The organism is Xenorhabdus sp. PR6a, from assembly GCF_028599065.1.
In the GTDB taxonomy this organism is placed as follows: domain Bacteria; phylum Pseudomonadota; class Gammaproteobacteria; order Enterobacterales; family Enterobacteriaceae; genus Xenorhabdus; species Xenorhabdus doucetiae.
This window is the reverse complement of record NZ_JAQRFJ010000022.1, coordinates 34,274-49,842: the sequence shown is the minus strand read 5'-3', so window position 1 is coordinate 49,842 and position 15,569 is coordinate 34,274. Positions and strand designations below refer to the sequence as shown.

Here is a 15,569-nt window from a genome sequence, read left to right as displayed (position 1 = left end):
TGTGATTTTGGTCACTAATATCGCATATATAACTTAAGAAAATTACCTATGATAATAATTTTAAATAAAACATTTTACTAATTAAATAATAGAAAAATTCAACTAATAATCTACCATATTGATTGTCAAACTTTGTCGTCAATGACATGGGAATGATAAATATAAAAAACACCTGTAAAATTAGGCATTGTTAAATAATAAATTAAATGCATAATGGTGGGTCACATGTGACTTTCAGTATCTTATGGGAATTAAAATGTTTAAATTTAACCCTACAGAGTTAGATTCATGGATTCTTCTTATAAAAACTTTGCCAATGGCACATTCATCTTTTTCTTTTACACTCGTCATTTTTTTATGCTCAGTTTGAGTAAAACACCGTGCAATGACGATAATACTTGGTATACCTATTGCTATTTTTATTTGTGCAATTATTGCATCATTTATAAGAGGATATTAATAACTTTATTTTATTATTCAAAGGAGACACAAAAAACATGCCTCCTTCAAAACGTGAATTATTTACCTTATTCCCTCAATACGCCACGTATTGGGGTATGTTGTTTAATCAGTTCTTGCAAAATCGCTTTCAGTAGCTGGCTCTTGCCACTACCTAGTGGCGCCAGCACACTTTTTTCATGAGATTCTGCTGCGGCCAGCAATCCTTCGACCAGTTTTTTCCCGGTTTCAGTCAAACGAACCAATGTCACTCTGCGATCATTGCCACCCTTGGAAAAACGCGCCAGATATCCCTGTAATTCCAAACGCTGCAAAACGCGCGTCATAGTCGGTTGTTTACTGACCGTTTTCTGTGCCAGAAAGCTGATGCCAAGCGAACCACTTCCCGCCAGGGTCGATAACACCCGCCACTCCAGCACGGATAATCCTTGCGCTTCAACAATATTATGGAATTCAGAAGAGACCAGCATCCATGCCTGCCCAAGCAGAGCAGGCAGGTAATTGTCAACAAACACTTTTGAATCTGGCATAAGTTGAACAATCCTTTTTATCTCAGGAAGTATTTTGACTTCCGATTTTAAAAGGTTCCCCGTGAAAAACACGCCCACGACAGCGATTCCGTCAATATTTCCCCGATAACAGTGAGCCAAATCGCGGAACGTATGTATTCAGCCCAAGCTGTTTCAATATCATGTAGGTTGTCGCCACCGATGAGGAAATAACCGGCAGCCCCACTCGATCTTCAATCAGTGGTACTGACGCCAGAGAAGGCATTTGTACACAGGCTGAAGCCACAATCACGTCGACATTGCTGTTCAACCGCTTCGTGATTTCCACGGGCGCCAGCGGATCCTGGCGTCCGACATCAAGATTGTCGGGGATCTCCAGCGAAATGCTGTCGATAACTTCAATTCCCTCATTTTCAATGTAATCAATCACTAATTGCGTCAACGGCTTCATGTAGGGCGTCAGTATGGAGATCCGTTTTGCCCCCAAAGCCTGTAACCCATCCACCAGGGCGCCTGCACTGGTCACAATCGGTGCCGGATATCCGTTTTCCAGGGTTCGCAGATGGAGGCGCTTTTCAGCGATCCGATGGTATCCCTTGCCCATGCTCATAATCGCCACTAAACAGGCATATCCAAGCACATCTACCGCGGCATCCGACAATTCAAGCGCACAGCGATCACTGTCTGCATCCATGGCGGCCAGTTCTGCTTTGGTGACTGTTTTCATTCGCATTCGGCTGGAATGAAAGGTAAAACGTTCAGACTCTATTGCTTCACGGGCTCGCAGGATCGCGGGAATTTCGGTCTCCATGGTCGTATTTGAAGAGGGCACAATCAGCCCGACCCGAAAATGCTGTGTGTCATTCATGGCTGATCCTCCCAAGTGGGATCGCCCCAGTCCACACCGGCCTTAGATCGGGTTTGATCAGGCGGTTGATCGGTAAAGCGGATAGCATTCATCGGCCGGCGATTCACGGTGAGATCGAAAATATCAAATCGGTTGTAATGTCCCGTAATATCGTGCATTTGGCGAGGCTGAATACAGCGGTTCAAGTCAATCTCCGCATAAACGATCCCCTCTCTGTCAATCAGGGGCTTGCCAATCACCCGGCCATCCGGCCCAATGATGCCGCTAAATGCGCTGTCAGAGCGCGCCAACAGTTGCTCAGCTTCGGGATGGCTGGCTGACATGGCTTTCACGATTTCCGGCGAAATGGTGGAACAGGAGACGATAGTAAAAACTTTGCCTTCAAAGCAGTGGGCTGCCGCCCGTAAACGGATCGCCTCCGCCATATCATAATCCGGTGGGGCAACAGGCAGGGATATATAACTGGCAACATGCACCAGTTCGCCCTGAGACAACAGAGAAAAACGCGCCAACGTATTGGTATTTTCGCCGCAGGCCAGCACGCCCAGTGGACCGATGCGGGTCTCATGGACTTTCAGCGAACTGGCATCCCCATTGGCCCATGTCAGCTTCTCTGCCCATGTCGGCACCAGCTTGCGGTGACGCCCCAGAATCTGCCCTTCATCAGAAATAGTCACCAAGGTGTTATAGAGCGTTGCCACACCAGTGGGGCTGCGTTCATTGACGCCAATCACCACGTTGATGTGATGGCGCGCCGCCGCCCGTGCAATTTTGTTGATCTCCGGCCCCGGCACTTCAATGGCCGATTTGCACAGTTTTTCAAACCACGGGCTGCCTTGTATTGGCGTCATTACCCAGTTCCAATAGGGATAGCCGGAAACAAACACTTCCGGAAAGGCCACCAAACTGGCTCCGTTGTCTGCCGCTTCTTGGATCAACCGGCAAACCAGATCAACCGTCGCCCCAGTATCCAGAAAGACGGGCGCAGCCTGTACCGCAGCCGCCTTAAACTTGGGAAGTTTCAGCATCTCAGGCTCCTGTTTTATTTACACCGCAATCACGGGGTGACGTAAATCGCCAATCTTTTCAAGGTGCGCTTCAATCACATCCCCCGGCCAGAGCCATTCTTGTGGATCACGCCCCGCCCCGACACCTTCCGGTGTGCCTGTGGCAATGATATCCCCCGGCTCCAGCGTGATGCCTTTGCTGATATCGGCAATCAAGGTAGCGACGTTGAACAACATATGGCGTGTATTGGAATGCTGTTTGGTCACCCCATTGACTTTGAGACTCAGTGCCAGATCCTGTGGGTTAGGAATTTCATCAGCTGTGACAATGCAGGGGCCAAAAGGTGCATAGGTATCCTGCCCCTTGGAGTAGATCCACTGTCCGGCACGGCGGCAATCACGGGCGCTCATGTCGATCATCAGGCTATAGCCAAAAACATATTTCAATGCTTCCGCTTCCGATACCCCTTTGGCGCGGGTGCCGATGATCACCGCCAGCTCCACTTCCCAATCCAGTTGCTGGGTTATCTCACGGTTATGTTCAATCGCGTCACCGGGGCCAATCACCGTGGTTGGCGGTTTAGAAAAAATCACCGGTTCTTTTGGTAGATCTTTGGCCGTATCTAGAGCGCGGCTGGATTCCGCCACATGTTCGACATAATTCAGGCCAATACCGAAGATATTTTTCCGCGGGCGGGGAATGGGCGCCAGAATTTTCACATTCTGCAAGGGCAGTGAAACCCCCGCAGGCCACAATCCGTTGAACGAGCCTAACAGCGCCGTTGTGCTGCCCACCGCCAGGGGACCCAGATCAATAAACGCCAGCATGTTATCCGGCAATTGGCTCCCTGCATAAATCGCCAGCTTTGCCAAATCGACGACGTGATTGTTGACAATCGCGCCTAATCGCGCGGCAGCCGTTACTTCTGAACGGTAAGTGATTAAACGCATCTCTTATCCTCTCACTGGTTGGTGCCCATCGTTATCAGTCAGGGCTTCTTCGTAATACAATCGCAATGCCTGCATGACGGGCAGATCGTTGAAACAGAACAGGCAGGCATCATCCGTTTGTGACGTATTCACATGTTCATGCCATGCCCATGAAGGTACGCAGAAAATATCCCGTTCCTGCCAGTCAAACCGTTGACCATCAATCACGGAATAGCCCCGCCCTTTCGCCACTTGATAGATGAAACTACCGGTATGCCGATGAGCCTTGCCAACAAAACTAGGGCGCAACCGCTGCATACTGGCACCGAGCGTCGGCATCACATGACCGCCCGTGAGCGGATTGATGTAGTGCATCAGGATGTCATCAAACGGTGAACCTTCTGAAACACGAGCGTAACGTTGCAAGGCTTCATAAGTGGGTTCCCATTGGTATCTGAACAACGGGGAATAAGGCTGATTCCAGCCAACATTTTGTGGCCGCAAAGCGGGGGCGCCCCAGAGTGCAATAGAGGAATCCACGGTTTCAGTCACTGCCTGCCCTAAATCAGGGTGCACCTTATAAAAACCCGCCTCCAATACGTTAACCAGCGGAATATCCAGCCCATCCTGCCAAATACATTGTGAACCATCAGATTCAACGCCATGTTCATGCCAGGTGCCATTGGGCGTTAAGACAAAATCATTGGCTGCCAGCGATATTTTCTGCCCATCGACAATGGTGTAAGCGCCGCGTCCTTCCATGATAAAACGCAGGGCAGAAGAGGAGTGGGCATGTGCCGATGCGGCTTCGCCCGGTCGCATGGTCTGGAGACCGGAATAGAGCAAGCCGACCGCGGTAGACATGCCCTGCTCTCCTGAATTGTTCAGGTAGACCACCCGGCGTCCGGCCTGTTCCGGCGTGACCAAATCGGCCGATTTTATCACGTGCTCACGCAGATCACGGTAACGCCAGAGTACCGGCACCGAGGCGGATTTAGGCTGCCAAGGCTCTATTTTATTGGCGATGGTCCAGAGTGCCCCGGCCTTGTACTTCCCTAATTCCTTGTAATACGCCAGCAGTTCAGGGCTGTCGGCAACATTGGCACGGCCGATCATCTCTTCCCGATATTGATCATGCGATTGGGGATTTTCTTGTTGAGGAATAGATTGTTGAGACATAGCTATCTCCTGTACGGATAACAGATAACAATAAGGTGGAAGTTCGTTCTAATTGTTCTTTGCCGTAAAGATACGGTTGTGGCCAGTCGATACCTGTCCAGCCATATCTGGCGCATTCACGCAGCAGCCAAGCCGCATCGGCTAAGAACGGGCGGGATAAGGCGCAAAGATCGGCACGACCCGAAGCAATAATGCTGTTGATTTGATCCGCATCGGTGATCGCACCGACGGCAATCACCGGCACATTGGCCTCATTGCGAATGCGATCCGCCATCGGTGTTTGGTACATGCGCCCGTAAACCGGTTGCTGCTCCACAGACACTTCTCCGCTGGAACAATCCACCATATCCACACCGGCGGCATAGAAACGGCGGGCAATCTCGACCGCTTCATCGACCGTCGTTCCCCCTTCCACCCAATCCGTGGCAGAAATCCGCACGGATATCGGCAAATCGGTCGGCCAGGCATGACGCACCGCTTTGAAGACCGCCAGCGGGAAGCGAAGCCGGTTTTCCAGCGAACCGCCATATTCATCACCGCGCTGGTTCGTCAACGGGGAGATAAAACTGGAAAGCAGATAACCGTGTGCGGCCTGAATCTCCAGCCAGTCAAAACCCGCTTCGATGGCACGGTGCGTTGCTGCGACAAACTGCGCAATAATCTCTTTCATCTGCGCGTGAGTGAGCGCCGCCGGCACTTGGGAAACGCCGGGTAAATAGGGCAACGCCGAGGCGGAAACCAAGAGCCAATTGCCCTCCGGCAAAGGGTGATCCGAACGTTCCCACCCCAGTTGGGTCGATCCCCGCCGCCCGGCATGTCCCAGTTGAATGCCAACCTGCGCGCCAGAATGCTGGTGGACAAAATCGGTGATCGTCTTCCACGCCTGCACATGCTGATCGTTCCACAATCCGGTACAAGCTGGGGTGACACGTGCCTGCGGAGAAATGGCAGTCATTTCGGCGATCAGCAATCCCGCGCCGCCCAATGCTCGGCTGCCAAGATGAACCAGATGGAACGGGCCCGGTGTTCCCTCCACGGCGCTATACAGCAGCGTGGGTGAGACCACGACCCGGTTTTTCAACAGCACGCCCCGTACCCGATACGGTGTCAGCAAAGGTGGGATCAGCGGTGAGAATGGGGTCGATGTTCGGGCAAACCAGCGTTCATAATTCTCCAGCCATGCCCTGTCCCTCAAGCGCAGATTTTCATGGGAAATGCGCTGTGAACGTGTTAACAGTGAATAAGCAAATTGTTCGGGCGGAAGAGCGTCATAGCGCACGACATTTTCGAACCACTCCGTTGAATTGCGGGCGGCATTCTGGATTTTCAGCACTTCCACGTTGCGCGATTGCTGATAATCGGCCAAACCTGCCGACCAATCCCCGTGATGGGCTTGCAGGCGGTTGGCCAGTTCAATCGCATCTTCCAATGCCAGTTTTGTGCCGGAACCAATGGAGAAATGGGCGGTATGGGCGGCATCGCCCATTAACACAATCGGGACAGGCTTGCCGTTATCGCCCTCTGGCGTGATCCAGTGCACCCAATTGCCACAAATGATGCGGGGAAAACGTATCCAAATGGCGGCACCACGCAGATGGGTGGCATTGGAGATTAATGGATGCCCATCCAGCCACGGCGCGAAGATTTTTTCACAATAGGCAATCCCCTCTTCCTGTGACATTTTGTCGATACCCGCCGCCAGCCAGGTCTCTTCCGTCGTTTCGACAATAAACGTCGATAGCCCTGCCTGAAACTGATAGGCGTGAACCTGAAACCAGCCATGCTCTGTTTCAACAAACAGAAAGGTAAACGCATCAAAGATCTTGCGCGTCCCCAGCCAGACAAAACGGCAATGCCGCTGTTCGATATCCGGCTGAAAAAATTCGGCATAACGGGTGCGGATCTGGCTATTGATGCCATCGGAAGCAATCAGCAAATCGGCATGATATTGACGGGCAATCGCCTGCTCATCCTCAACCTGAGTTTCAAACACCAGCTCAACCCCAACCTCAAGGCAGCGATCTTGCAGGATATTCAGCAGCTTTTTACGGCCAATGCCAATAAAACCATGGCCGCCACTGCGATTGACCGTTCCCTTGAAATGGATATCAATATCATCCCAACGACTAAACGCCTTGCCAATCGTTTCAGCCGAAACCGGATCCGCCTGATGCAGGTTTTCCAACGTGGCATCCGAAAACACCACGCCCCAGCCAAATGTGTCATACGGACGATTGCGCTCGATGACCACGACGCGGTTATCAGGGTTTTGCAACTTCATCAGCAGACCGAAATATAATCCTGCCGGTCCACCGCCAATACATACGATATTTTTACCTCTTAAATTCATCTTTCTTCTCCTGCCGCAGGATATTTGTCCCATGCGATATGCGTTCGTCCAACTCAAGATCGTTCAACGAAGCTGCCTGTTTAACTAAGGCATCTGCTCCGTTAGCGCATAGTAAAACTCATCGGGAATGGGGATAGCTTGATGAGTATCCAGTGAAGTCGTGACATAAGTCTGAGTGGCGCTCATCCTCAGCTCACCTGCTTTGCTGACGCAGCGTTGGATCAGCGTCAGGGATTTTTTACCAATTTTCTCAACCTCTAAGTCCAGCCAAACCTGATCGCCCATTCGGCTGATGGCCTTAAACTCCGCCTCCAGATGCACCGTTGGCAACCCAAAGCGATGTTTGGCGATGTAATTGGCATACCCGATTGGCGTTAGCTCATCGAACCAATCTTCCAGCAAGTTATTGAACATCACGAAATATTGGGGATAAAAGACGATCCCCGCCGGATCACACTCAGAAAAGCGAATTTTATGGGGCTGGATAAATCTAAGCAGACTCATTGCAGACTCCTTAGGATTAATATAAAGAGAGGCGCCGTTGGCACGCGCGTAATTGCTCACCCTGCTCATCCGCCAATGCCGCTTCACGCAGTTGGCGCAAATTGTCGGGCGATAAATCATGCAGATGGTGATCAACAATCGCCATCAGGGTTTGAAAATGTCTTAACCCACGTGCGTGAGTCTCGCCATAACCCTTGATTAAGCGCTGGCATTGGGCGATTTCCAAAGCCAGATCGAGATCCCGCTTTGCGGCGACGCCAATGCGCCACAGCCATCCTTCAATGCGCACTGTTTCATGCTGAAAACGCAGCGTGTGACGGCGCATTCGACGCCAATGTGCCAGCATATAAAGCAGCAGGTATCCCGGAATGGCGCTGGTGGTCATCACACGCCCACGGCTGAGTAATTTTGCCAAGATCCGATGGATAAAATGAGGACGGGACAGCCAGCGGCCAAAACGTGCCGGCAAGATGTCACAGATCTCTTCCATGCGGGGATGAAGAAAGTCTTTTATATCAATAAGTTGATCGTCACGCACCCGCATATCTTGCTTAACCCGTTCGAACCGGCCGACACGTGTTTTAAGATCGGCCACCCGAATGGTGTCTTCATAAGCCATCCACAGCGCCAAATGGCGGGCGGTTTCACTCAGTAAGGCTTCATCCTGTCTGACGGCTTGCTGGGTCAGTTTTTGCAAGCGGTCGAGATACAAACGGGCATAAGCCGGATCTTGATAATCAATCTGGCGCCTGATCCCTTCAATCACAATGTCATGGATACAGGACGGGATCTTTTGCCGGATATACAGCAGCAGGGCATTGATTTCGTTGTGGTGAGAAAGATGGGTGTGAGAACGTTGTTTTTTTTCCGGGATCGGGGAGCCTGCCGCCGTTTCTCTGGCGCTGCCTGATTTCGCTTCTGATTGCGCCCGGCTCAATCCCAAACTAAAGGCTTGCAGGCTGGGTTTTATCCCCACTTTCTTCTTGATGATTGCCGCCTCAAACTGCTGACGGCTGAACGGCAAAATCGCCGTACCACAGAGTGCACCAAACAAGACAGCACTGATCACACTGCCGCTCTTTTCTGCCACCCGCGCCATATCAAAATGGATAAAATGCAAAGCCGCTTGCCGGGATTGCCGGATCAACACCCCGCTATCCACCCGCCCGTCGCCCATGGCCGAACGCTCCCCCATCGAAAATACCCGATGGCTTGAGGCGATCAGCGTCGTGCGATCCGGCGTGACAAAACCGCGCTGGACAGCGCGCCCGGCTTCCATCAATTCCGAAGCCAACACAATATCCACATCACCGGCCGTTGGCATCAGTGCCAGCACGGGTGGAGAAACGGCCGGATCATCAGCCGCAGGGAACAACTCAACATAATAAATGGTTGCCCCGGTTCGTTGGGCGACGCCGGGCACAGAAGTCGTTTGGGCGAAATAGCCATTTTCTTCTCCCAAAGTCACGAGCCAATCAGCCAGTACACCGCCTCCTTCGCCTCCCATCGCCAGAATAGCAATTTTGATCGGTTGAGCGGGCAGGTTTGTAAACAGCGAATTGATGGATGGCATAGGTATCACTCCTGCTTAAAAATCATATTGCTTGCGACGCTCAACATCACGACGTTGCAAATAACCGATAAGCCTTTGGCGGATCTGGTGCAGCCATCGTTCCCAACGGGTGGGATTTATAATGATCCGCGCCTTGAAGAAAGAGGGGCACAACACGGCCGCGTGAGAGACTTCCCCGCATAACCCACAGCCGACACAGCTATTCAATACCGTTGCCACCGGATCGGTGCGCAAAGGATCAGGATTCGGCTTAATCGACAAAGAAGGGCAGCCGGACAGGCGGATGCAGGAGTGATCGCCCGTGCAGGTATCGGGGTCGACCCCGAATTGCTCACGGATGACCCGCTTTCCTGCCGCAATCGCCCCTTTGATCCTGGCTTTCTCGCGCCGTTGCTTATTCAACATGCACTCGCTCTGCGCGACCAAAACTTTTGGCCCCGCACCTGTCGCGTGTTTATCTATCGTCAGTGCTGCACGCAAGGTCTTTATCATGGTTTTAAGATCATAGGTTCGCTTAATCGTGCGTACCCATTTCACTCCAACCCCCTTGACGGCTTTTTCGATGTCATGGCCGGTACTGCGATGGGCATTCACTGCCACTGAGGAGGGAATATCCTGCCCGCCGGTGGCGGAGGTGTAGCTGTTATCGACAATAATGGTCAGATTGTCGCTGCGGTTAAAAACACTGTTGGCGATCCCACTGGTTAAACCGTTATGCCAGAATCCCCCGTCTCCCATCACCGAGATTGCCCGCTTGTTCGCCACCGGCGTATTCAGCGCCGCCGCACTGGCGGCACCCAATCCATAACCCATGGTGGTATTGCCCAAATTAAACGGGGGCAAAATGGCAAATAAGTGACACCCAATATCAGCACTGACATGATGTTGCCCCAATTCCCGCTCAACCAGCTTTAGCGCGGTAAAAATCGGTCGTTCGGGACAACCGGTGCAAAAGCCGGGCGGGCGGGCATGAACCGCCTTTTCCAGTGCATGATTTTCCTCAATCGGTAAGGTCACGGCGGGAATGCGCACCTGACCGGCAGACACCGCACTTTCCGCGGCCATTTTGCCGTAACGTTCAAGAAACGCCCGCAGTCCTGATAACACGGTGGCCGTATTGTATTCTCCCGCCATGGGCAGTAAATCCTTGCCATGTAACCGCGTTGCGATCTCACGCTGGCGCAGGATATTGGCAATATTCTGCTCGACAAAATTGGGCTGCCCCTCTTCCAGCACTAAAATTGCCCGTTTACCCTGACAAAAACGGTCAAACTCTTCGTCAATCAGTGGGTAGGCGACATTCATCACATACAGCGGGAGTTGGCTGTTGCCAAAAACATCCGCCAGTCCGAGTAGATTCAGGGCGCGGATCACGGTGTTATAACAGCCACCTTGCAGGGCAAGGCCAATATCATCCGCCTGTTCAGCAAAAAACTCATTCAGTGCGTGCTGTTGGATAAAACGCACGGCAGCCGGCCAGCGATCCTGAACTTTTTCTTTCTCATGCAGAAAACTGGCGGGCGGCAGCACGATGCGGCTGAGATCGCGCGCCGGATTTTCCAGTGCATCCTTGATTGTGAACGCGGACGCGCGATTCTCTTCACACACAAATCGGCCATGCACATGGCAGGCACGAATGCGCATCTGCAACATTACCGGCGTATTGCTGGCTTCCGACAACGCAAATCCCCACTTTACCGCCTGCACAATCGAAGGCAGGTTGGGGCGTGGGTCGAGCAACCAGATCTGCGATTTCATCGCAAAAGCATGGCTGCGCTCCTGCATGATGGATGATCCCTCACCATAATCTTCACCGACAATAATCAGCGCACCGCCCACGACGCCGCCTGATGCCAGATTGGCCAACGCATCTGCGGCCACATTGGTTCCCGCCGTCGATTTAAACGTGATGGCACCACGCAATGGATAATTGACGGAAGCGGCCAGCATCGCCGCCGCAGTAGCTTCACTGGCACTGTTTTCAAAGCGAATGCCATATTCAGACAACACATCCTGCGCATCCAGCAAGACGTCCATCAGATGGGAGATCGGCGCCCCCTGATAGCCCGCCACATAGGCAACACCCGCTTCCAGCAGGGCTTTTGTCACGGCCAGAATACCTTCACCACTGAAAACGTCGCCTTGGCCCAGACGCAATTTTTTCACTTCCTCGACAAATGATCGCTCTGCCATGTTTACCTCACCATGTCCGCTTTACGCCTTTTTGTTATCACTTATGTAATTCGGCGATGCGTTAATGGTCAATGCATGATTTGTCATGTAATTGTGATTTATGCAGGGAGTGGATAAAGCGAGCAGTGGGTGGACAACTATTCTGTAAAAACAGGCAGGAAATGGGTGATGAAACCGTTGACGTTGCGGATATTTCAAATTGGCATATGTGTTGACATATGTCAATTTGAAGCATATGCTTTACCCTATGTTAGAGCAAATTTATTTAGGAGTTAACGATGGAACGAGTTGCAAAGATATTCAAAAATGGCCGTAATCAGGCTGTGAGACTGCCTGTTGCATTTGAATTCGACACTGATCATGTTTATATCCGAAAAAATGAAAACGGGGACGTTATTCTGTCTAAAAACAAATCAACTGATAATTGGGACAGTTTTCTCAATATGTTACACACATTGTCCGTTCCTGATGATTTTTTAAATATAAATGAACGCAATCAGGATATTACACAGCGTGACCCATTTGGAGACATTTTTTAATGTACATGTTGGATACCAATATCGTCAGTTACATTTTTCGCCAACATCCGACAGTCATAGCCAAATTACGCACCATATCACCCTCAGAAATAGGGATATCCTCCATTACTGGGGCCGAGTTGCGTTATGACCTGGCCAGACGCCAAAACAGTCCCCTGGAGCATATCGTAAACACATTTATTGATTCGATTACAGTTTATGATTGGGATCAAAATGCGGCAAAAGTCTATGGGACGTTACGCGCCGGAATGGAAAAAACAGGCAGAACAATGGGAACAATGGAGCAGTTGATTGCAGCTCACGCCCTGAGCCGGGGATTAACTCTCGTTACCAGCGATTCAGCATTTGGAATGGTGGCTGATTTAACTATCGAGGACTGGACAAAATAAGATGGAACCGCGGTCCCACTTATTTTTCAGTCAGGATTCATTCACGAGAAGATAGGCTTAATCCATTCCCCAACGTGTGAGTACTGAAGTGACGACATCTGGCGGGAGGAACTCTTGTTCAAGGCGCCCACGTTGTCGAACAGCTAAATAATGATAAAAATCGGCTTCTTCGTTCAGTAAACCATCTGGAATAGTATCCTGCGCTTTTACCGGTTCGGGAACAGCCTTATCACTGGCATGTTCATCAAATAATTCACGGTGCATCAGCAATGCGGAAAGCGTTGGGTGATGTTTTCTGGCTCTTGCCAGCATCAGAAGCCCCCAAGTATCCATATCTCCCCAGTAGGCAACGGATTTTCCTTCCAGATCAGGGTTAGATAACCATTGCAAATCAAGGCCGGCACCCAAAATGGCGATGGTGTCAGGTAAAGCTGGTAACTGATGCTGGCATTGTTCATTTTCAACAACGAGTAAGCGTGAAGCAGGCAGTTTAACGTCAGCCAGTTCTACTGTGGTGACCTTACTTTTTTTGAAGGGCAATAATCCGGGTGACAGCGGTATGACGAGTACCCAATGGTTGTTTTCATCAAGCGCATCCAGAAAAGTGGTTAATCCTTGTTTACTGGCTTCGCCCGCAAAACGTTCGTCCAAAAGCCGGGTCAGTAATGAGGTATTGTTTTCTATAAATTTTGTATCCACTCCCAGCCCGGACAATAATCTCAATGGCAGTCCGTTTGCACAGCCGGGTGTTAAACGGTTGGCCAGCCCAGCGGCCGTAATAACCTCTTGAGGATTTCGGTTTTGCCAGAGTGAACGGCTTTTAATCAAGAGTGGATGAAAAACCGCATCGACTTGTTCGATAATTTCCTCAAGCAACCTGAACTCGCGGCTGACCCCCCGATCTGCGGCAGCATCAATCCACTCTGAAGGCCCGGCCAGAACCCAGCGCACTGGCATGGGTACCGGCTCACTACTCGCCCGATAATTCACTAATTCCCACTCGACTCGTCCGGTCTGCACACTCCTCCATGCCTTAACATGTTCCAAAACTTGCCGGGCATGTTCAGTAAATTCCCTTGGGGTGGGTTTACCAATGGGCAGCCGCAAGGGCCAGTTACCCGGAGGGAGTAAGCGTTCCGCCCGGCGCTTTGCGCTATCCCATTGGCGGGCAAGTTTTTTTGCGATGTCGTTAGGTGAGTTCATGCTGCTCTTGCGCTCGCCGTTGGTAGTGATTTTCAAGCTCTTCCCAACTCAGGGAGACCATATTTGAATTCTGGCCGCGTCGGTGGACGACGATAGCCGAGCGAGTATGGTGGCGCAACAGTCGCATCTCTTTGTTAGGGGTGATAAATACCGCGTGCAGACCAAACTCCTTGAGTGCAGCAATGATCCTGCCCGCAACCGCATGGGAACTACGGGAGAAAGCTTCATCAAGAATAATGGTGCCAAAAAGCGGATGGCTGCTGCCCTTGGGGCAAAGCGCATAACTGAGCGAGGCGGTCAGTACGTAAGAGGCAATAATCTCCTTTTCCCCACCGCTGCCGCCTTGTGAACCCGTGCGGGACTCAATCACATTACCCGTATGACGATCCATCACCGACACAGCGAACTCCAGACGAAAACGCGGGTCCAGCAACGCCTTTGCTCCCAGCGTTCGATTCCTTTCGCAGGCATCCCGAAGCAACGCAACCAGCGATTGTAAGGCCTTATAATGGCTCTCGCCGTTATCATCAATAAGCCGTGCGGCATTTAACTGACGCCGTGTTTTTTCAAGTGTGCGCAGGCTTTCATGGATCACCTTCTTTGTGACCAGCCGCAGATAGCGATCCGGCTGAAAATCAACCCTGAACATCGTGGCGTTTAGCTCGCTCAGACGCTCTTCGATCATTAACACAGCCTGATCAATATGGCTGAGCAATTGCGTGACGCCATCATCGGACGAGCGGTTCAGGTAGTCCAGAAAGCGCTGGAGTTTTTCAGGCAGGGCTTCTTCGGTCAGCTCCTGCAAACGTTGCAAGTAAGCCGGGATATCGTCCAGATCGGTGCCGACTTCGGCAAGCGCCCCGGTATCCACGTTTTTGGCACCAGACATGCGCCTGGTCAACTCGAGATTCAGGTCGTGCAGTTTTCCTTTCAGCCCTTCGATTTCACGCTGGAGTTTGCCCGCATGCTGGCGTTCAAGATCATAAATATCAGACAGTTGTTCCATTGCCACCGTAGGGAAATGTAAGCCGCTTAGTTGCCGCTCTTCGTCCGTCATGCCCTGTTGTGCAACGCGTTGAGCCTGTCGCTCTGCTCCCAAAGCCCTGTCGAGGCTTTTTTCCAGCCCACCGAGCTCTTTATTGGCCTCCTGAAGCTGCTTTTCAATACTTTCCTCAATCTGTTGTGCCTCGTTTAGCAATATCTTGGCGGCGCTGACATCAGAATCCGGATGGATTAAGTTCTCCCGCCGTTCCCTTAATTCCGCGAGCTTCTTCATCGCGCCCGGAACATCGATATTATTAAAGTCCAGTTGCTGAATTCGTTGAAATAAAGCGTCCCGGAGCTGAAGCTGGTTTACCTCACCTTTTACCGGCTCAAGCTCTTGAGTGGCGACGGTCATCTGTTCCTGAAGCCTGACCATTTCTTTCGCCAGAAAGGTCATTCGGTCCCGGTTATCAAACCCTGTCAGCCAGTCTTCATCAAGGCGTTTCTGATCCTGTTTGTCGTAAAAACGTTGCTTGCCGGACATGAGTCCCTGAGCGGTCATGGCATGAGGGATCGTGCGTAGCTGTTCAGGGCTGTCAACACAGTGGCGATCAATACCCGCCAGTAGCACTTTTACGGCTTCTCTCCAGGGATGATCCTTCCACAGCAGTTTGCGGGTGAAACCATCATCAAAAAAACTGACGGAAGAGGATGGCAATTTAACTTCCATCAATCGCACATGCAGGCGATTATGGCGCTGATTTACCCAATTTAACGCTGCCGGCGCGGATTCCGGTGAGACAAGGATGCGCAACCGATGGCTACCGATAGCGCGTTCAATGGCGCCACGCCATGAAGCCTCTTCCGGCTTAACCTGAACCA

The 15,569-nt window shown here is 51.3% G+C and carries 13 protein-coding genes; 2 read left to right on the top strand and 11 right to left on the bottom strand.

Annotation, left to right across the window (positions count from 1 at the left end):
* Nucleotides 1-527: 527 nt before the first annotated feature.
* The 9 genes from PSI15_RS08255 to PSI15_RS08215 all read right to left on the bottom strand — a co-directional run bounded on the left by PSI15_RS08255 (nt 528) and on the right by PSI15_RS08215 (nt 11,572).
* Nucleotides 528-989 carry a MarR family winged helix-turn-helix transcriptional regulator gene (locus PSI15_RS08255; RefSeq protein WP_273583109.1) on the bottom strand — a complete coding sequence of 154 codons (462 nt, stop codon included), beginning with the start codon at nt 987-989 and terminating at the stop codon, nt 528-530.
* Nucleotides 990-1,080: 91 nt separating this feature from the next.
* Nucleotides 1,081-1,836, bottom strand: a complete 756-nt coding sequence (locus PSI15_RS08250; protein WP_273583108.1) for a maleate cis-trans isomerase family protein — start codon at nt 1,834-1,836, stop codon at nt 1,081-1,083.
* Nucleotides 1,833-2,864: a carbon-nitrogen hydrolase family protein gene (locus PSI15_RS08245; protein WP_273583107.1), complete on the bottom strand. Its 1,032-nt coding sequence runs from the start codon at nt 2,862-2,864 to the stop codon at nt 1,833-1,835. Before PSI15_RS08245 ends, PSI15_RS08250 begins: the two co-directional genes overlap by 4 nt.
* A gap of 18 nt (nt 2,865-2,882) precedes the next feature.
* Complete coding sequence (locus PSI15_RS08240; RefSeq protein ID WP_273583106.1) at nt 2,883-3,794, bottom strand: fumarylacetoacetate hydrolase family protein; 912 nt, start codon at nt 3,792-3,794, stop codon at nt 2,883-2,885.
* A 3-nt stretch (nt 3,795-3,797) separates the two neighbouring features.
* Entirely contained in the window at nt 3,798-4,952 is a 1,155-nt protein-coding gene (locus tag PSI15_RS08235) for a cupin domain-containing protein (protein ID WP_273583105.1), read from the bottom strand.
* Nucleotides 4,906-7,302: a bifunctional salicylyl-CoA 5-hydroxylase/oxidoreductase gene (locus PSI15_RS08230; protein WP_273583104.1), complete on the bottom strand. Its 2,397-nt coding sequence runs from the start codon at nt 7,300-7,302 to the stop codon at nt 4,906-4,908. Before PSI15_RS08230 ends, PSI15_RS08235 begins: the two co-directional genes overlap by 47 nt.
* Nucleotides 7,303-7,386: 84 nt before the next feature.
* The gene (locus PSI15_RS08225) at nt 7,387-7,806 is read right to left on the bottom strand and encodes an acyl-CoA thioesterase (RefSeq protein WP_045968461.1); all 420 of its coding nucleotides are present in this window, start codon (nt 7,804-7,806) and stop codon (nt 7,387-7,389) included.
* Nucleotides 7,807-7,822: 16 nt separating this feature from the next.
* Entirely contained in the window at nt 7,823-9,379 is a 1,557-nt protein-coding gene (locus tag PSI15_RS08220; RefSeq protein WP_273583103.1) for an indolepyruvate oxidoreductase subunit beta family protein, read from the bottom strand.
* A 15-nt stretch (nt 9,380-9,394) separates the two neighbouring features.
* Nucleotides 9,395-11,572 (bottom strand): indolepyruvate ferredoxin oxidoreductase subunit alpha, encoded by a 2,178-nt coding sequence (locus PSI15_RS08215; protein ID WP_273583102.1) that lies wholly within the window; start codon nt 11,570-11,572, stop codon nt 9,395-9,397.
* Nucleotides 11,573-11,850: 278 nt separating this feature from the next.
* On the opposite strand from PSI15_RS08215, the gene PSI15_RS08210 reads away from it, so the two are divergent.
* Both PSI15_RS08210 and PSI15_RS08205 read left to right on the top strand, forming a co-directional pair.
* Entirely contained in the window at nt 11,851-12,111 is a 261-nt protein-coding gene (locus tag PSI15_RS08210) for an antitoxin (RefSeq protein ID WP_273583101.1), read from the top strand.
* Nucleotides 12,111-12,500 carry a type II toxin-antitoxin system VapC family toxin gene (locus tag PSI15_RS08205; protein WP_273583100.1) on the top strand — a complete coding sequence of 130 codons (390 nt, stop codon included), beginning with the start codon at nt 12,111-12,113 and terminating at the stop codon, nt 12,498-12,500. Before PSI15_RS08210 ends, PSI15_RS08205 begins: the two co-directional genes overlap by 1 nt.
* A 57-nt stretch (nt 12,501-12,557) precedes the next feature.
* On the opposite strand, the gene PSI15_RS08200 is transcribed toward PSI15_RS08205, so the two are convergent.
* Complete coding sequence (locus PSI15_RS08200) at nt 12,558-13,703, bottom strand: Wadjet anti-phage system protein JetD domain-containing protein (RefSeq protein WP_337928555.1); 1,146 nt, start codon at nt 13,701-13,703, stop codon at nt 12,558-12,560.
* On the bottom strand, nt 13,690-15,102 hold the full coding sequence (locus PSI15_RS18475; protein ID WP_443256080.1) for an SbcC/MukB-like Walker B domain-containing protein: 1,413 nt from the start codon (nt 15,100-15,102) through the stop codon (nt 13,690-13,692). The genes PSI15_RS08200 and PSI15_RS18475 overlap by 14 nt, the downstream gene beginning before the upstream one ends.
* Nucleotides 15,103-15,569: the final 467 nt, after the last annotated feature.